The sequence below is a fragment of the Paenibacillus kribbensis genome (genome assembly GCF_002240415.1).
GTDB classification, from domain to species: Bacteria; Bacillota; Bacilli; order Paenibacillales; family Paenibacillaceae; genus Paenibacillus; species Paenibacillus kribbensis.
Genome location: NZ_CP020028.1, coordinates 1,367,538 through 1,389,007, shown reverse-complemented (window position 1 = coordinate 1,389,007; position 21,470 = coordinate 1,367,538). Strand labels below are relative to the sequence as shown.

5 protein-coding genes are annotated in these 21,470 nt (G+C 44.7%); all 5 read right to left on the bottom strand.

The features are described from left to right. Positions 1–75 precede the first annotated feature (75 nt). From B4V02_RS06320 to B4V02_RS06300, 5 genes are read right to left on the bottom strand one after another with little or no spacing between them, the layout of a single operon-like run. Positions 76–10,527 (bottom strand): SDR family NAD(P)-dependent oxidoreductase, encoded by a 10,452-nt coding sequence (locus B4V02_RS06320; RefSeq protein ID WP_094154140.1) that lies wholly within the window; start codon positions 10,525–10,527, stop codon positions 76–78. Between the two features lie 42 nt (positions 10,528–10,569). Beyond that, positions 10,570–15,210, bottom strand: coding sequence for a type I polyketide synthase (locus B4V02_RS06315; protein ID WP_094154139.1), 4,641 nt, complete (start codon positions 15,208–15,210; stop codon positions 10,570–10,572). Next, positions 15,186–18,194, bottom strand: a complete 3,009-nt coding sequence (locus B4V02_RS06310) for a type I polyketide synthase (protein WP_167383747.1) — start codon at positions 18,192–18,194, stop codon at positions 15,186–15,188. The genes B4V02_RS06315 and B4V02_RS06310 overlap by 25 nt, the downstream gene beginning before the upstream one ends. Further along, complete coding sequence (gene fabD / locus B4V02_RS06305) at positions 18,187–20,487, bottom strand: ACP S-malonyltransferase (protein ID WP_094154137.1); 2,301 nt, start codon at positions 20,485–20,487, stop codon at positions 18,187–18,189. The genes B4V02_RS06310 and fabD overlap by 8 nt, the downstream gene beginning before the upstream one ends. Continuing rightward, positions 20,481–21,461, bottom strand: a complete 981-nt coding sequence (locus B4V02_RS06300) for an acyltransferase domain-containing protein (RefSeq protein ID WP_094154136.1) — start codon at positions 21,459–21,461, stop codon at positions 20,481–20,483. Before B4V02_RS06300 ends, fabD begins: the two co-directional genes overlap by 7 nt. Between the last annotated feature and the right edge of the window lie 9 nt (positions 21,462–21,470).

Sequence of the window (21,470 nt, the reverse complement as noted above, 5' to 3'; positions counted from 1 at the left end):
GCGGACTTCACACATATACCGTCCTTTCGCCGTACTGCATTATCCATGGAATTTAAAAATCCGTGCGCACCATACCTACATTGTAATGAACTCACCCCAGTTCACTTCCTTGATTCCCAACGGATCTGTCGTTCGTATAACCCCCAACTGGTGCAGCTGTCCCGCTACCAGTTGCTCCAATATTCGCATCCCCTCTTCCGTCCGTATGGATTGGATCCCTAGCCGCTCCATCTGCTTGCGGTATCGTTCCCCCGATACCACCCCGACCTGGCCCCAATACCCCCAGTTCACCACCTTCACCTCACACGACCACTCTACAGATAGCTGGTGCGCGAATGCATCCTTAAAGGTACAGCCTGACACATAGTTGCTTTGCCCCGCTGCCTTGGTGAATGCGTTAAAGGAAGAGAAGAACAATACAAAATCCAATGCTTCTCCTTGAAATACTCTCGCCAGATGTACACTCACATCTACCTTGGCCTGCAGCGATTTACAGAATTCCTCCTCCTCCATCTGTCCCAAACTCCGGTCTGACAGCACGATCGCCGAATGTACCACACCATGGATATCTCCATACGCCTGACGCACTGCTCGGCACGCTTCTCCCAAGGCGGTCTCGTCCATCGCATCCGCTACGATATACATCGGCTCGGGTCCTTTCTCCGCTAACCGTTCCCGCTTGCCTCGTATGGCTTCATCCTCTGCTCGCCGCCCGATCCAAACGATCTGCGCCTGATACGTACGGATCATATATTCACTCCAGACGGTTCCCAATCCGCCCGCTCCCCCTATGACTACATACACGCCCCCATGGCGGTAGCGCGTCGGATAACCCATTTCCATCGTCACAGGGACAAGTTCCTGGCGGTACCATTCTCCTTCCCGGTACACAAGCCCGTCTCCTTCTGCATTGGGCGGCAGGGACAGCAGCTCAGACCATGCCCACTCCACTCCCGCTTCCATATCCGCTAACCGTACCTCCCAGTGGCTATATTCCTTTGCCATCGAACCGATAAAACCGTGTACACTCGCGTGGGTCGGATCGACCTCGTCGTACTTATTTACCGGTTGGGTTTGAACCGTAATGACCGTCCATTCTAGCGTCCGCTGTCCATACCCCAGCTGCAGCATACTTTTGACGAGTCGGAATAACTGGATTACCCCGTCTTCTTGACCCTCAATTATCCGCTTCTCTCCCATGGCTGGGATTTCCGCTTCCGGGCCGATCCAGATTACATGGCCGATGCTTCCGCAAGCCTCCAGTTTCCCCTGAATGTCCTCCACCGGCTCTCCTGTCTGGATAGGCACGACCTGCGCCTGCGGGTAGTATGCCATCACGGCTTCCCGGCGCTCCCGGCTCCCGCCAATCAGAACTATGCCGCTTCCAGCAGACCCGGAAAGGTCCGCTCCTTCCGTGATCCTGCACGGCTCCCATACGGGCGCTACAATCACGGTCTCTGCTGCTTCTACTTCTACTTCTACTTCAGACTGCGCCAAAGGATACATCAAAGACTGCGTTAAAGAACGCAAGCCCCCTCCCTGCAGCCGTGAGGTAAATCCGCGTAGACTTACGCATAGCCTGCCAGTGTCATCGTAGACATCGACACTCCGCTTTTGCACCCGCTCTTCCTCTACTCGTTCCCCTTCTTCGCTTATGTGTACCCACATCTGGCTCGTACACGGACCGTACACGGTCAGCTCCCGCAGGCTAAATGGCAGGGCTGGAGCGCCCGCTGTGTTTTCTTGCGGCGCCAGTAGGGTCAGCCCAATGACCGCCTGCAACGCCCCATCCATCAAGCTGGGATGAAGCACGTAATCGTGGGCTGTTGCCGACACACTAGGAGGCAACGACACTCTCGCCCATACCTGACCCGCTCCAGCCTGTACGCTTTCCAGCGAGCGCTGGCCTGCTCCATATTCAATCCCCATCGCCCCAAACGCTTCGTAACAGGCGGTAATCGGCACCTCTTGTGCACCCGCAGCCCGGTGCTCCGCAATCCGCTTCGCTATATCCTCCCGCACGCTTTTCACGTTGGTCACCACACGAGCGGTTCCTTGGCTGTACACCACATCTTCCGTTGATCCCTTGTAGATTTCATAACCGATGTCACCTTCCTCGCCCGCCATCAGTCGGAGCCTTACCTCCACCGGCTGCTCTTCGACTGTGATGGGCTGCATCCAGGTTACTTGCTGCAATTGCAGCGTAAGCCACTCTCCTGGCTTCACCTCCAGCGCCTGCTCCACCGCTGTTCGGGCCATTTCCAGATAGGCTACCCCTGGCAGCATCTTACGTTCCTGTACTCTGTGATCCGTCAGGAAAAATTCCTCACCGCTAAACGTGGAAGCATACCGCTGCTCCGACAATACCGAGATATTCCGGTGCAGCAACGGATGCAATCGAGAATCCGTATCCTCCCGGCTTCGCCCGGTCGCTTCCTTCCCTTCCGCCTGCGGAACCCAGTACCGATCCCGCGCAAATGGATAGGTGGGTAGGCTGATTCGGAGCGGCCGGTTTTCTCCGTACAGCGCCTGCCAGTTCATGCTCAAGCCCTTAACCCATAAATCCAACAGCTTGGCATATTTCCCTTTATAAATCCACTGACGGATCGTCTCCTGCATATCCTCATCTGTCTCCAGGGCGGATATCGTTTCCTTGTAGCGCTTGACATTTCCACGAAACCATCTGCCAGCTTTCTGATGCTCCGCATATTCCCTCAGCTGTGCTGCTAAATCCGAGACGGATTCCACGATTAGTCCCAGTCGTTCTTCCATGGCTTCCCGTCCGACCTGTAGGGTATAGGCGATGGACTCCAGCTCGTCGTCACCGTAATCTCCCTGCTCCATCGCCTCAAGCAATTGGAGCACTTGCTCTTGCAGCCGCTGCTCATCCTTGCCTGACAGAACAATCATCACGGGGGTGCGTGGCGCAGCGCCGAAATGGTCCATACGGTTCTCCTGCGGAATGTATTCCTCCACCAGTACATGTGCATTCGCTCCTCCAAAACCAAAGGAACTAACTCCTGCTCGTCTTGGCAACTCCTTCCCCTCATCATCCAACAGCGGCTCCCACTTACAGGTCTCCTGAACGATGTAGAAGGGGCTGTCTTCCAATTCGATATATGGATTCACAGTTTCTAGATGCAGGTTCTTCACAAGCGTTTGATGCTTCATTTGCAGCACAACTTTAATTAAACCAACGATGCCCGCCGCCAATTCCAAATGTCCGATATTGGTTTTCACAGTTCCCAATCCACAATAACCGGATTTGTCACTACCGTTGTGACCCTGATCCTTTAATTCTTGAAAGGCTTGCTTCAGTGCATTGATTTCAATAGGATCTCCTAGCGGCGTACCGCTACCGTGAGCTTCGATATAACCTACTGTATCAGGTCTTATCCCGGCCCTTTGGTATACAGATTTTAATAATTTGGCCTGTGATTTCGGATTAGGCGCGGTCAAAGAGTTGGCTCTGCCACCATGATTTTCTCCCGTTGCTCTTATAACTGCATAGATATGGTCACCATCCAGTTCAGCATCCTTCAGTTTTTTGAGGAGCACCATACCAACTCCTTCACTTCTGACGTAGCCATTCGCTTGGTCCGAAAAGGTTTTACATCTTCCATCCTTGCTGAGCATTCCCGCTTTATGGAAGCTTTTATAATCTTCCGGACTAAGCAGCGTATTAACGCCGCCTGCGACAGCCGTTTCGCAATCCCCATTTCTGATCGCCTGAACTGCTCTGTGAACTGCAATCAGAGAACTGGAACAAGCAGTTTCAATAGGCTCACTAGGACCGTGAATATCAAGAAAATAACTCATTCTGTTCGGTCCTACGGAGGGCACCTTCCCTGTAGATGAGTATCCTTCGACGACTGTACCGGACTTGGTAAGCAACTCACTGTAGCCAGTTCTTCCGGTTCCTACAAACAATCCCATCCCGGTTCCTGATATCGCTCTAGCCGAATATCCGGCATCTTCCAAAACTTTCCAAACATAAGTCATTAGCAAACGCTGCTGAGGATCCATCAATTCGGCTTCTCGGGGAGTAATCCCAAAGAACAGAGCATCAAATTCATCCACTCCACTTATAAAACCACCCCACGGCACCTCCGCATTCGAATCCGGATCACAGGTCCCCCATTCCCCACGTTCACGAGGAACTGTAGTAATACAGTCTTTGCCTTGGACAAGATTTTGCCACAATTCATCTACATTTTTTGCCATAGGGAAAATCCCACTTATTCCGATGATAGCCACCGGTTCCAGAACTGTATGTTCTTGTAGGACAGGAGCAACAAATCTGGAGTTCATATGTCTGGAATGAAGGCTTGCTGTTTCTTCCCATTTCCAAGCTCCTAAGCCATTTTTCGTTTCCGATGGTTCTGGCAATACTTCTCCATGCCCCAGTTGCTCTGGCGCCTGCCAATTGAAAAAGTCACGGTGCTCTAATAACAGATACTTCGCAAATTCCCGAATTCCTGAATATTCAAAAAATAGAGCCGGCGTTATATCCAACTCATAAGCCTGATTAAGACGATTAGCCAGTTGAGTTAATGAAATAGAGTCAAATCCGTATTCTCCCCATTCAGCATCATCATCAATATCATTAGCATTCACATCCAAAACGTTGGATATCACTTCCGCCAAAATCATAAGCACCTTATGCAGCAGTTTTTCCGTACTATCAGCAGCTGTCGAAAGTGGTTGAATCGGCTTGGTCTTCGCCTTTTTTAAGGTAAGCAGTTTATCCCTCATTCGCGAATCCTGACCATATATGCCCATAATCTGTTTTCTCGCTGAGGACATGGCCTGATAAAAAATATCCAATCCGGTTTGAATGCTAATTGGCTGCATGCCAGTATTTTGTAGCATGAACTTCTCGGTATCCGTATCCATACGCATACCTCCGTCCCTCCAAAGGGGCCAATCTATTACCAAAGTTTGTCCTTTTCGCTGACAAGAAGCCTCCAATTCGGTCCGATATTCAGCGTAGCTGTCCATAAACAAATTGGCCATCGCATAATCAGATTGTCCAGCATTCCCCAAAATCCCGGCAGCAGATGAAAACAGAACAAAAAAGTCTAAATCAAACTCTTGGCTTTCTTCATCCAAATACAATGTGCCAGCAACCTTGGGAGCCATTACCTTCTTTACTTCTTCCGCCTGCTTGTTCAAAATGAAACTGTCGTAGATCACACCTGCACTGTGGATAATACCATTTAAAGCCCCAAACTCCTCTTTAATGCTTTCCATCAACACACGGACTGCTTGACGATCTGTAATATCTGTCCTTTTGTATAAAACTCTAGCCCCGGATGCTGCAAAATCAGTTAGTTTGGACTTCACAAGTTCATTCAGTGGAGATCTCCCAGCGAGAATCACAGTAGGACAGCGAGAATTTCTTACCATTTCTTCGCAAAAAATAAGTCCCAATCCCCCTGCACCACCGGTAATCAGATATATTCCATTATCCTTCCAAGGCTTCATGGTCTCGGACTGTCTACTAATTTCCTCCCACTCCGAGACCCAACGTCTTTCCTCATGGTAACGAACATGCAGACCCGGTGAGCATTGAGCGTTTTCTGTAATCATTCTAATAAGTTGATCCGCCGTTTCAACTGCATTAATCTCCAGCATTTGTCCTATAATTTTGCTGCTTTCAATTTGCGCGGTTTTGAGCAAGCCTAATAGGCCAGTGAACATATAACGTTCTAGCGGATTGAAGGCTACAATCTGCACTAGCACCTGTCCATTGGCCTGATCTCGAATAATTTTTTGTACTTCTCCCAATGCCTGTAATGCATAATCCTGATATCTATCTACCGCATGTATGGCCTTGGAAAGCAGGGAGACACACACCACATCGCGAAGTCCTTTTCGTATTGGTCCTATCCATCTTTCATCAGGTTCACAAAGCAAGACTACATGCTTGGTGCATTCCGTAGTTAGGACTGCTTGTTCAATGGTTTGCTGTTTCCATACAGGTGACAGTATTAATGTAGAACTATCGGGCTTATCCGCCACTTCTTCCTTTAAAATTCTTGAAGTAAGTCCATTCATTCGAATGCAGATATTCCCCGCATCATCGCAGATATCGACATCCACTCTTAACAATGAGCTTCCTGCATCATATCCTTCACTGTAACGAATACACGCCCACATGGTAGAAGTGCAGGACTGTAAGATAAGAATTTCTTGTAAGGCAAACGGCAAAAGTGGATTGTTCCCTGTCTGTCGCTGACTAAGCAATCCGATGGTTGCCTGCAATGCTGAATCGACCACACCTGGATGCAGAACATATGCCTTCCCTGAATCACTCGTCACCCATGGCAGACGCAGTTTCGCTAGAACCTGATCTGTCCCAGCATAGAGTACTTCAATTCCTCGATGTCCTTCACCGTAAGAATAACCCATTTTTTCAAATGCTTCATAACAAGCGGCCCCCGTCATACTAGTTTGATTACAGGCTGCTTGCAGACTTGAGATATCCAGTGATTGTGTTTTGATGTTCTCGCATATTTCGATTCGGCCCTGGCTGTTTACAAAATTTTCCGAGCCATCCTCAGACTTTCTGTAGATGGTATAACCAATCTCTCCTCCATCCTCCATGTATAATCCGATATGTACTTCAACAGGCAGCGTATCTACCATCACCGGACTGGCCCATACCACATTTTTTAATTTGATGGTAAGCGGATCTGCTGAAGACATGTTTGTCGCCAACTCTGCGGCTTTTCTTGCCATTTCCAAATGTGCTACACCCGGAAGGACTTTATGTCCTCTGATCCGGTGATCAGTCAAAAAGAATTCCTCGCCCGTAAATGTCGAGCTGTACCTTTGCTCAGTTAAATCTGATGTATTGCGATGAAGCAACGGATGAATATAGGCCGATCCTGCTACTGAAGAATATACGCTGTCTTTAATGCCAGCTCGGGACCTTTCGGATATCCAGTACCGCTCCTTGGCAAATGGATATACCGGGAGGCTCATTCTTTTAGGAATATCCGCTTCATATATTTGAGTCCAATCGATATCTACTCCCTTTACCCAAAGATCCAGAAGTTTGGTGTACTTTTTCTTCTGAATCCATGCCGATACCGCTTTCTTCATATCCTCATCTGCTAATAGCAGCATCATCGATTCTTTATTACGCTTGCTTCTCCCCCTATAAATATCCTTAAAATCTCCTTTTTTCTCATAAAACAACTTGAGTTTTTCTTCCAGTTCCTTGACAGAATCCACCATCAATCCCAAACGTTCCTCCATAGCCTCTCTACCTACTTGAAGGGTATAGGCCACGTTCCGTAAATGATCATCTTGAATTTGCCCTTCTTCTATGAAGGCCAGCAGCTGATGTACCTTTTCAAACAGCCTGTCTTCATTTTTTGCTGATAATACAACGATGGCTTTTTCACCTGAGTTCACATCAAATGAAGCTATAGATTCAACAGGTTCCGTATATTCCTCCATAATTACATGTGCATTGGCTCCACCCGCTCCAAAAGAGGAGATACCAGCGATTCTGGGATATTCCTTTCGCTCCCCATCCATCTCCACCATAGGTCGGTTCCAATCCGATAATTGCCTTTGAACCACAAATGGAGTATCTGAAAAAGGAATGTTGGAGTTCAATTGTTTCACATGTAAAGTGGGTACAATTTTTTGATGTTTCATTTGTAAAATTATTTTAGTCATGCCCGCCATACCAGCAGCCGCTTCCAAGTGTCCAATATTACTTTTAACCGAGCCGATTGCACAAAATTGTGATTGCTTTGTAGATGCCCTAAACGCTTGCGTAAGACCGGTAATTTCAATAGGATCTCCCAGGAGAGTTCCAGTTCCATGAGCTTCGATATAACTGATAGCCCGAGCGTCTATACCTGCTCTATCCATAGCAGTCCGAATAAGTTCTGCTTGAGCAGATGGATTAGGAACCGTATATCCACTCGTTTTACCGCCGTGATTTATACTAGTTCCACGGATACAGCCATAAATATGATCTTTATCTGCTGTCGCTCTGGACAATGGCTTTAATATAAATACGCCCACTCCCTCCCCGGGGACAAAACCGTTAGCATCCTGCCCGAAGCTTTTACACTTCCCATCCACCGACAGCATGTGCTGTCCGCATAGCTGTACATAGCTAGAAGGATGCAGGTATAGATTAACAGCTCCTGCGATGGCTACTTCACATTGACCATGACGAAGGTGCTCACAAGCTTCATGTATAGCTGTCAAAGATGATGAACACATTGTATCAATCGGCATGCTAGGTCCATTCAAATTCAACAGATAAGACACCCGGTTCGCTAACGAACTGAATGATGTATGCGGAAACAAAGTCTCTCCCTGACTCCACATATCCGGCCCATACAGATTAAATCCTGTTTTGGTAATTCCCGCAAATACCCCCACTCTTCCTTGGTGACGTATCTTCAACTGCTCGCGTGTATAAGCTGCATCCTCCAATGCTTCCCAACAAGCTTGTATAAACAAGCGCTCCTGTGGGTCCATGCTCATAGCTTCCCGAGGAGAGATATTAAAAAACAAAGGATCAAAATCAGCAAATCCTCGAACAAATCCCCCCCACTTGCTATAGCTCTTATTTTGAAGAATTGCTTCTTCACGATCCGGATGATAAAAAGAGTCCAGCTCCCATCGTTCCTCATCCAGTTCTGTTATACAGTCTTTTCCACTTACTAAATTGGACCAGAATTCTTGTAGATGATCTGCTTGAGGATAATGACCGCTTATACCGATAATGGCAATTGGGTCCGCCTCTTTTTCAGTTGACGATGGAATTTCAATTCGGGATTTTCGCTTAGCTCCATGACGTGGCACCAGCATCGTTCCTCTCTGCCGGACATCTTTTGCTGTTTTCAAGGATTCATCAGGAGCTGCGTATGAGGAAGTCAATCCTGTCCACCGTATACAAGCTTCCTGAAAATTAGAAATGAAATAAAGGGCTAATTCTTGTAAAGTCCTACATTCATAAAAGATAGTTTTTGAGCATTCCCCGAAAATACGCTCCAGCTTCTGATTTAGCTGTAAGATGAGTATAGAATCAATACCGTAACTTTCTAATGGTTCAAAAATATCAATGCGTTCTTCATCCCATTTTATTTCCTCTGCAAGCAACGACTTGAGCTTAGACACTGTTTTTTCCATTAGCTGTTCATAGTCTACTTCCACTGGTCGTTTTATAACCGCAACTGCAGTCTGCTCATTAATACCCTTTTTCAAATAATCACCTATTTTTAACCGATCCCCTTTGACCAACATTATTTGTTCCCGATCCAGACTGAATGCCTTATAGAAAGCTCGAATGCCTGTCTCTGTTGAAATAGGGTGCATCCCCGTACGATCTTCCAATATTTTGGCAATGGATTCATCAATCTGCATACCGCCTTCTCTCCACAGTGGCCAGTTTATGGATAGCGTCCGACCATGCCGAAATCCAAGCTCCCGCAAATCATTCCGGTAGCCTGCATAGGCGTCCAGAAATGCATTTGCTGCAGCATAGTCGACCTGACCAGGATTTCCAAGCGCACCAGCCACTGATGAAAACAAGATAATAAAGTCCAATTGCATACCTTTGGTCGCCTCGTCCAAACACAATAATCCTGACACTTTGGGCGCAAGGACAGCTCTGAACTCTTCTGAACTTTTATTAACAATGTAATGATCTTGAATAATCCCGGCACTATGAATAATACCGTTAACATGACCGTGCTCTCTCTCTATGGTATTTATGAATTCAACTACTCCCTCTTTGTCATTCAAATCCTGGCTTTTATAAATAACATGTGCCCCTAACTTCTGAAGCTCACTTATCCACTTCTCCTTATGCTCATCCAGGGGAGAACGACCCATAAGAATGATAGTGGAAGATTGAGTATTCTCCGCAATCTCTCTGGCAAAAATCTTTCCTAACCCTCCAGTACCTCCTGTCACTAAATACAGACCACCATCACGCCATGGTGTAGCCTGTTCCAACCAATCTTGGATACCTTCGTCCTCTAATATAAATTCCCAATGCATAACCTGCCTTTTCCCATTGATATAACGAATATGACTATCTGACGGATTATTCTTATTTTCTACAAGTTTTTGGATCAAACGGCCCTCGTCTTCATTTGCATCCACTTCAATCAGTTGCCCAGATAGTTTGGGATATTCAAGCTGCGCCGTTTTCAATATCCCGGCAAGCCCTGTAAAAAGCCTGCCTTCACCTCCACGGCTAACTATAATTTGAACTAGGATATCCTGATAGGTTCGGTCTTGAATTAACTGCTGGATAGTTTTAAATACCTGAACTGTGTAAGCCTCATATCGCTCTTCCACGGAAGTGTGTTCGGACTGTAGAGAAATACAGGTTGTTCCGTTAAGCTGAATATCTATGAGCTGACACATAGCTGGATTCATCTCACAAAGCATGACAACATGCCGAGAATGTACTGACACTGTTCTGTTCTCTGTGATAGCCTGTTCTTTCCATCTCGGCTCAAGCATCATTGTACTTGTCATGGCCAAAACTCCTTCTATAATTGAATTCTTCCACAAACATAATCAGAATCCGATCTGAATAGCAGGATATTCGTTTGACACCGTTACCAACCCCCTGATACGTATGCATACCTTCCCCTGCTCGTCGCACATTTCTACATCCAGTGACGGTATACAATCCTCATTTCCCCTACCGGGAACATATTGAAGCTTAACCCACATATTGGACGTGCAGGAATGATAGATATCAAGTTCTTTTATGGATACAGGAAAATAGGATATGTCAGCATGGGAACGTTTATTTTCCATGTAAGTCTGCCATATCGCAGACAATTGGGTAATTGCATGAATCAAATTAGGATGAACCACATATGACTGTGTGGATTCAGACATATTGTGTGGTAATGACAGCCTTACCAGGATCATATCCGCACCTGCGTAAATATCCTCAATTTCCGGCAGGTGATCAACAGACAATAACAGTTGCTGATTGCAATTCATACGCGCAGCCTGCAAATCAACATAATTAAGGTCCATGCTATCTTTCAGAATGGCATAACCTTGACTATATATTTCCACTTCTTGTCCTTGCTTTCCGGCCTGATAAATTTCAAAGCTGATTTCATCCTGATCCTCGGCATAGAGTGCAATGGTTACTTGAATAGCTTCTGTTTGAATTAAAATGGGGCTTCCCCAAACAATATTTTTCAATCGAATATATTTATGCTCTATCAGTTGGGTTTCGATTGACCATTTTATTGCCGCTCTTGCCATTTCTACCAAGACCTCTGCGGGAACAATCTTATAATCGGCCCCCTGTTCTTCCTTCACATAAAATTCCTGCCCGGTAAAAGCTGTGCAAAACCGCTGCTCCGATAAGATTGAAGTATTTTCATGCAGTAATGGATGTAGACGGGATACGCGCTCTTCTTTTGTAATTTCTTCGGTTTTTGTGGCTGGCACCCAATATCGTTGTTTTTCAAAAGGATACGTAGGAAGCGATACTCGCTGTGGTCTGGTATGATCGTTCAATAATGTCCACTCTATATCCAGGCCTTTCACCCATAATTGAGCAAGCTTTTCCAACTTCTTATTGCTCAGGAGCAGGTTCATAAACGCAGCTCCCTCTTCTCCCCCCATCAAAACCTGTAAAGTGGAATTACTTAACTTTACATTTCCCGTGTGAACATTTTCTATATTGCTTTTCGCTTGAAGATACAGATCTAGTTTCCCTACCAACTCCCCGATGCTTGATGCAACCACAGCCAGTCTTTCCTCCATAGCTTCTCTGCCGATTTGAAGCGTAAAAGCGATGTCACTCATATTGGCCTCAGGTTTTAATAAAAATGTACGAATTTCCTCAATATAGTGACAAAGTATGTCTTTGTTCTTGGCTGAAAACAAGAAAATGTGTGGTTCATTTGGTTTGGAACCATAGTCATGTTCATATTCCTCTACAACAACATGAGCATTTACCCCACCAAAACCAAAGGAACTTACGCCTGCACGTCGAGGAATATCATATCCCGTCTTTTCCCATTTCTTCGTGCTTTCTACAATATAGAACGGACTATTTTCCAGTTTGATATATGGATTTTGTTCCTTATAATGTAGTGTTTTAAGTAGCTTTTTGTGCTTCAAGCAAAGTATAATTTTGATTAGACCTGCGATACCCGCTGCTGATTCCAAATGACCTATATTTGTTTTTACTGTACCTATCCCGCAATGGGTTTTATCCGCCTGTTGTCGTCCCCAAGCGTTATATAATTCATCAAAAGCTTTTTTCAGTCCGTTAATTTCAATTGGATCCCCCAAAGATGTTCCCGAGCCATGTACTTCTATATAGCTCACAGTGGAAGGGTCCACTCTCGATTTCGTCCATGCATCTACGATTAAATCTGCCTGTGCATTTGGATTGGGTGCTGTAAGTGAATTGGCACGGCCTCCATGATTGACCGCTGTTCCTCTAATTACCGCATAAATATGATCCCCATCCTGTCTGGCTTGTGAGAGAGGCTTTAGCATTACCGCTGCACTCCCTTCACCCCGAACATATCCATTTGCTTTCTTGTCAAATGTCTTGCATCTTCCATCTTCAGACAGCATCCCGGCCTTGGCCAAAGCAATATATAGATTGGGACTCGCCAATACGTTCACGCCACCAGCAATGGCAACTTCACATTCACCACTACGCAAGCTTTCCACAGCGCGATGTATAGCAACCAAAGAGCTTGAGCAAGCCGTATCAATGGGCTCGCTTGGGCCATGAAAATTCAGTAAATATGAAATACGATTGGATAGAATGGAGTTAAACAGTCCTGTCGGTGTGTGCGCCTGCATTTCTATCTTGTGCTCTTTTAACAAATCGTCATAATCAGAGCTTCCAGCACCAACAAAAATCCCCGTCCTGCTGCCGGACAATACAGAAGCTTTGTAACCTGCATCTTCGATTACTTTCCAAACGGTCTCTAAAAATATTCTCTGACGCGGGTCCATTAATTCTGCTTCTCGGGGGGAAATACCAAAGAAAAAGGCATCAAAAGCATCTATGTCTTTCATAAAGCCGCCCCATCTAATATTTGTTTTCCCCATTTCCTTGGTCGGATCGCCATCATACTCCCCCCAATTCCATCGATCTGGCGGAATTTCGGTAATCAGATCCTTTTCTGACTCCAGATTTAACCAAAATTCGTTAAGATTATCTGACTGAGGCATCTTGCAAGCAACACCGATAACAGCAATCGGTTCAGTTGTGTTCTCAAAGGCTTGAGCAGGAATATTCGATGGAATAGCCGCTGCCTCTACTACTGCTTCTTTCACGGATTCAGCCGAGCGGAATAAAGAAGTTGAAGAATTGGCAGCATATAAAGAAGCCATTCGTTCTGCATAGTTATCTTTTAAATAAGAAACAAAAGAGCCCATATTCACAAATTCATAGAATACAGGCGGAGTCAACTCCAAGTGAAATTTTTGATTGACCCGATTAATAAAATCAGTGGTAGAAATGGAATCAAATCCGTATTCGCTGTAGTCTGTATCCATTTCGATCGTATCTTTATCTACAAATAGAACTTCCGAAGTAATCATTCGGATATCCTCACACAAGCCATGGTAAATCATCTGTTCATCCGATTCAGAAAGTTGCCCCTGCGCCGTGACCTTCTCCTTAATACTAGAAGTGGAGTCAAACAATTTTATTTTTTTCGACGGATTCTCCTTTAAAACGATCATCTGAGCTCCCGGCATATGTAGCGCATCTTCAAATGCCCTAATTCCTTCTTCAGTGGAGATAGGAAGAATCCCCATGGTATTCTCCATGAAAGCAAGGGTAGGGGCGTCTACCGTCATTCCACCCTCTTTCCAGAGTGGCCAATTTATCGACAAAAACTTTCCCCTGCGTCCCTCCATCTGCAATATGCTTGTATGGCGATGAGCATAATAATCCATAAAGGCGTTTGCATATGCATAATCACACTGGCCTGCATTCCCTATGACCGACATGATGGAAGAGAACATTAGGAAAAAGTCCAGATTTTCATGACGGGTCGTCTCATCCAGCCACACTGTTCCATATAGCTTAGCAGCCAGTACTTCCTCTATTTGATCAATAGACTTCCTCAAAATATACGCATCCCGCAGCACGCCTGCCGCGTGTATCACCCCATGAATATGACCAAATCTCTCTTTCGCCTTGGCAATCATTGTAATGCATTGTTCACGTAACGAAATATTTGCCTGCACATACAGAATACTTGCCCCACACCGTTCCCATTGCTTGATCTTTTGCTCATGTTCAGATGTGAGAGGCGAACGTCCTACAATAACCAGACGAGCTTTGTACTTACTGGCCAAATATCCAGCGAAAATGGAGCCTAATCCTCCCAATCCTCCGGTAATCACGTAAGTACCTTTCTCCCTCAATGAAATACTAGATGTATCTAATTCATTGACTAGTGACATATAACGTACAAACCGCTTTTGCGGCTGATAACGAATCTCAACCTCTTCATCATCCACGGAAAATTCACTTAGCAATTGATCAAGAGACGCTTCTGCCGACTCACTTAGTTCCACAGTAGCATATATTAATGCAGGATTTTCTTTTTGAAGTGTTCTGGCAAATCCTGATACTGCCGCATTCTGCGGCTGACCACTTCCTTGATAAACGTAAAGCAACTTACATTTCCCGGGCAAAGTCTCCCTCATTAATGCTTTGCTGAGGTAGAACAAAGAATAGATTCCACGCTTAAGTTGGGCCTGCAATTCTTCTTTTTCCGATACGAACCGTTGGTCCGACCAAGCGTGAATAAGGGCTTCAGCGGTCTGCTGGTTTTGTTTAATGGTACTGAACAACATTTCATAGTGCTTCGGATTCAAAGGATCTATTTCATAGACATCACCTTGCACAGAGCGATAGGCATCCCCTGGCTGTACAAGTACAGCCTTGATGCCGCGTTTTTTCAAGCCATTCCAAAGACCGAAATCCGTACCGAAAACGATCACCCGTTCAGGAACTCCTCCGTCGGAATTGGGAAGACATTCTCTCCACCGTGGTTGATAGTATGTGGTTGCTTGTTCCGCCGATTTCAAGGAAGATGTGCTTTTTCTGATTTTACGAATCTGCTCAAATCCTTTTTCTGAAGTCATCTTGCCCTCTTTGATCAAGATCAAAATCTCATCTATTGTGAATTGATCGTCTGACACCACGCATCCCCCATTTCCCTTTTGATGTCATCAATTTCCAGTTCACCTTTTTCAAGACTTAGTAGCAGTTGCTTAAGCTTCCAGTCCTCCAATTCGAGGGTATTGTTTGCCAATGGCTGTTCTTTTCGTTCATTGATCCGAAACGTATTCCGATCAAATGGATACACCGGCAGGCCAATTTTATGATAAGACTTTCCTGGAAATAATCGGTTCCAACGAATGGGTGCACCTTTCAACCATAGCTGAAAGACACCTTGATAAAACCGTGTAACCGAATCAATTGCTGCTCCAAAATGTATGCCAAGATCAGTGGCCGGATTGCAGTTGCCTATATATACAACCTTCATGTCCGCTTGGTGTGAAAAAACATGATCTGCACTTTCTATCCTGCTGATCCATTCAGGCTTCATAGCTACTTTCATTTCATTCTGATAATATTTTTTCATTAGTGGATATTCACGATCAGAAAGAATTTTTATCAAATTGTTGTTTATGATTGCAACTGCCGATACTACTGTATTAATTTGTGTCATTATTTGTACAAGCGTTTCTTTGGGTAAAATCCCCTCATCCAGCAAGTCCATTATTTCTTCCAATCGTGATCCAATAATGAATTGCTGCTCCTCCAAATTCCACTTTCGATACAGCTTTCTCAGGGAACTCACAAGCACAATCAAGAGTAAATCGTTGCTTACATTCCCTGTATTTAAAAGCTCCTCATCACACAATATACCGACAATACTACAGCTTGTCTCTTTTTGGATGACCGATTCCCAATCGTCAATGTATCCTTTAAAGGTGTACTGAACAGGGTACAGCAGCCTGGATTTTTGGATATATGTTTGAAGTCCATTATCATTGGGTGACTTGGATGCTGAAGAACCTGACTGTTCTTTTACTCCGTGTTCTGTCAAGCTGATTAGATCATGGATGTAAGCTTCATTACATTGTAATGGCACATAAATTTCACCTGTCACTGGCTCCCGAATAGGAATAGCAGGACAAGAAAACATTATGTCTTTTAGCTCACATTTTCCCGTTTTCACAGCTAGAACATCCTCCAGTGTCAGAATGCCACTTATAGCCATCGCAGCCCACCAGCCATCATTATGTCCAGTTACGACGGACGGAGCTAGCCCAAGAGATATAAGTGAAAAGGCGTATGCATACCCTGTAATTAACTGGTATAGTGATTTTTCTGGCCCAATCCAGGACTCCTGAAAGAAACCACTGCTTATTTTCCGACCTACATGCAAGCTTCTTAATGTCTTCATGGCGTCATCGATAACCTGCTTGAATAATTTACATTCTACATATAATGGCTCAATATCTGCATAACTTTCCCAAGAAAGATTACTAATGTTCAGTTCCCATGAGCATTTCGTCGCTTTCATTTGAGGCAAATAGTCAGCCAATAGTTTCTCTTTCAATTCTTCTTTGTGGTGTACCAGTATTCCGCAACGATACTGAAATGCCTCTCTGCCCATTAGCAATACACTGCTTATATCGCTTAAAGTGTGAGCTTTGAAATCTTCAGTGGTAACGAATGTCCTCCATGCCTCTTGTAAATTTTCCAATGCCTGAGGAGTCTTTGCAGATAAAATAAAAAATTCACTTCTATTGGTATTGAATACCTCGTCCGTCTCGGCGTTCTGATACTCCTCAAGCAATACATGGCTATTGACACCACCAAAACCAAAAGAACTGACACTGGCACGCAATGGACCGTCCTCCTCAACGGGTTCCCAAGATGATAAACCATTGGCAGGGATAAACGGAGAGTTAGCCCAATTTATGATCGGATTTAGAGTCTTAAGATGGAGGGTTTTTGGAATTTTTCTGTGCTTCATCATCATTAACACTTTGATTATACCTGCTAGCCCTGCAGCACTCTCCAAATGGCCGATATTGGTTTTGACAGATCCGATCTTGCAAAATTGCTTCTTATCTGTAAATTGTCGGAACGCCCGTGTCAAACCCTCCAGTTCTATCGGGTCTCCCAATGAGGTGCCTGTCCCATGAGCTTCCACATAATTGACCATCTCGGGACGCAAATCTGCATCTTGGTATGCACCTTTGATGACATCTTGCTGTGTCTGTATACGTGGAGCTGTAATCGACTGACTTTTCCCGGAATGATTGACGTCCGATCCTTTGATAATGCCATAGATAAGGTTTTGGTCTTTAACAGCTTCATCCAAACGTTGCAGCAAAAGAACAGCTACCCCGTCCCCAGGTACATAACCATTAGCATGGAGATCAAAAGCCCTGCATACACCGTCAGGGCTTAGCATACGAGATTTTGAAAAAGAGACATATTTCCACGGATGAAGATTTAGATTCACACAGGCAACTAACGCATAGTCGCATTTTCTAAGCCTTAGAGCCTGCTTCGCTTCATGTACTGCAACAAGTGAAGAAGCACAAGCAGCATTAATAGTTTGACTGGCTCCCTGAAAGTCAAACGTATAGGAAATGCGATTGGATAACAGGCTTTCAAAGTTACCTAAACATGCATAACTGTCCATTCCATGTTCTGCATCTATCATCTCTTGACGATAATCCGTCGTCATAACACCTGCATAAACAGCAGTTTGTTTATGTTGAAGTGTGGCTAAAGAGATACCCGAATCTTCAATACAATGCCAAGTTTCCTCTAGCATTAATCTTTGCTGAGGATCCATATGAATAGCTTCGCGAGGAGATATCTTGAAAAATTGATGATCAAAGTCATAAACATGGTCTAATAAACCGCACCACTTACTTATGCTTTGGCCAGACTTGTCCATATCCATTGCATAATAAGTCTTCACATCCCAGCGATCAGGAGGAATTTCCCGAACAGAGTCTACACCAAATTCGAGGTTATTCCAAAATTGGTTATAATCATAAGCATCCGGAAAACGGCATGACATGCCTACCACCGCGATATCAGCCTTTTTGGATCTCATCCGCCTCACTCTTCCCGATTGAACTTTACTCATAAACTGCTCCATGAAACGCAATAAATCTATGATTCAGTATTTGTGCTGTTTCTGCCATGATCTTGATGCCAATGTCATCTACATGACGATGCTGCCAGCGCTCCCATTTTGTACCTTTAACCCATTGATTAAATGAGCCCAGCGCCGGACCACATTGTATCTGATAATCGAGTCGATTGTCTGCTTCCCCACTGCAAGCCAAATACGATGAATAAGCAAAATACCACTTGAAAATTAAAGCCATTTTACGCTTGGGGTTTAGTTCCGCTTTTTCAATCTCCTGTGGTGGATAATGCCGTCTAACTTCCTCATATACTTCATCAAAACTTCGCTTGAAATATTTTTCCTGAATTTGCTTCTGATCCTTATCACTGATTTCTTCCAATGAATTATATTGACGATATAGATCATAGAGCTTGTTGGCCCGTGCTGGAAAGAACACACCTTTTTTCAGAACTTGTACTTTGGCCCCCAATTCAAACATATCTCCCGCCGGAGCATAGGTCGTGTCCTGAATATTGATCTGTTCAAGCATATCTTTGGCATTATTGCTAGTACCTGCCTCTACAGTACATTGATTAATAGAGCCGGTAACTATAAAATCGGCACCTAACATAAATGCAGCTGCGGCGGCTTCAGGAGTGCCAATACCACCTGCTGCACCAACTCTCACCTTTTTCTTGTATTCATACTTCTTCATCATGTCGTCACGCAACCTCGTGATAGCAGGCATTAGGACGTAGGCTACTCCGCCATCTGTATGTCCTCCTGAATCAGCTTCCAGACATAGATCATCCGCCATTGCAACCTGAGCCAGCCTTTTCGCTTGTTCTTGCGTAATTTGACCAGCCTGGACCATTTTCTCCACTAGTACAACAGGGGCCGGACTCAGAAAGTTTTCCGCAACCTCCGGCCTGGATACCTTGGCGAGAACGCGGTTGCGAATCTCTACCGTTCCGTCCGGTTTATCGTATAAACCATGAGCACGATAGCGGATTAGTGACTCTGTTATATTAATAAATGCTGAAACTTCTATGTTACGTATTTCATATTTGAGATAAAGTTCCGTAAGATCTCTTTCTCTATCAAGCTTGCCGGGTGTATGTAAAAAATTCATTCCGTAAGCTTGCCCTTTATTCAACTCCTGCTGAATATATTGAATATCAGATTCAATCTGAGGAATAGACAACCCTCCAGTTCCCAAAAAGCCCATCATACCTGCTTTGCCCATCTTAACTACCATCTCTTTGGATGAAATTCCTTTGAACATAGCTCCGCTCAGATAGGCATATTTGATGCCATAATCCTTTCTAAACTCCTCAGAGCCGAGAAACTCTGGTGTAATTCCAGACACAATTGGACTAGCAGGTACCCTAGTATCATTGGTTAGCTGAATTTGTTCAGACTCTTTATAAATCCATTCTTCCCGAGATAACGTAATGGGAGCAGCTCCCTGTTTAATTTTCTGCGTCAAACTTGTCAAAACATGACCTGGCCCAATTTCTCTGATTTCCACGTGATCCAATCCCAGCAGAATCTGAACGGTCTCACACCATTTTACGGAACTTGTCATTTGCCGAACCAGATTTAATTTTAATTCTGCCTTCGTGTAGGGTCTGGCACTAAAATTGGATATAACCGGGATATTCAAATTAGAAAATGCAAATCCATCTAAATAAGCAGCAAATTTATTCCCTGCTTCCTCCATATATCTGGAATGAAAAGCTCCGCTCACAGTAAGTGGGATATAAGTAATGGTAGACATCGCCTCAAAAATCAACTTTGCCCGCCCCATATCTTCTTCTAATCCGGAAATCACTACTTGTTGTGGAGAATTCAGATTAGCTATATCTATGCCATCCAGTCTATTCTGAGTTAAAATTTGCTGGATATTGTTCATATCCATTCCTACAATGGCTGCCATTTTGCCACCAGCAGCAAGACTCATTAATTCTCCTCTTTTTTTCACCAGCTTCAAACCTGTGGCAAAATCGAAGGCACCTGCAGCAAACAATGCATTATACTCCCCTAGACTGTGCCCTGCTACAATTTCGGGAGAAACACCACTTACTTGCAACGTTTTTAGATACATCAGTGCATTAACAGTGTATAAAGCAGGCTGTGTAAATTGCGTTTGTTGCAACTGGTTGTACGCATCCACTAAACACAATTCCTCTATGGAATAACCAAGAATGGCATTAGCCTGCCGTGTAAGCTCAGGAAATTCCTCAAATAATCCTTCACCCATTCCTTTACGCTGCGAGCCCTGTCCGGGGAAAACAAATGCTAACATACGCCATTCTCCTTTGAATCAGCATAACGCCGTATAATGTCATCCAATTGATTACAGTCTTTGTGAAAGGGTGTCATTATAGACAAAGACGTTTGTTTTTGATTATATATAGTCAAATTTTTCATAACATTTACCAAGGAACCCGAAGGCCCCATATCAATATAGATGCCTTGCTTTTGTTCGTGTGTTATAGAACTTACTACCTCAGCGAATCGGATCGGTTTACGGACGACCTTCCAAAAGTAATCTGGTTCCAGTCGTCCAATAATTGTACCGTATACGCTTGATCCATAAGGAATCACAGGCTCATGCAGGACCTGCTCCTGCACATAGCTCAGGTAGGGCTTCTCCGCAGGATCAATACAGGACGAGTGAAATCCATGCGAAACCGCGAGCCGTAAGCAGACAACTTCCTTGCTCTTAAGCAATTGCTCTACGCGATCAATATTTCGGGCACTACCTGATACAATAAAATGTGATTGATGATTTACAGCTGCAAGTTTACAAAGCTCACGCAACAACGGATCAGACGAATATATATTCAAATTGTGCAGAATGGCCAGCATTCCTCCTTCAGCACAGGTGGATTCAAGCAGCTCTGCTTGTCGAACGACCGCTTGAAGAGCCGTTTCCATACTCCATACTCCTGCGGTTACCGTGGCTGCGTATTCTCCCAAGCTTGTTCCTATGACAACATCCGGCTCAATTCCATGACTCAGCAATACCTTGGTGAGTGAGCATTCGACCATAAAAATCGCAATATGAGTGTATAACGTACGGTCAAAACGTTCTCCCACCCTACGGCCCGGGTCATAAATTATATCTAGTACTGACTCCCCAATAAGCCCGTACACCTGGTCATTTAATGTGTCCATACACACTCGAAACACATCATTATGTTTGTACAGCTTAATTCCCATATGAAAATACTGCGATCCCTGACCCGGATACATAAATACAACTGGCTGATTCATACACAACAC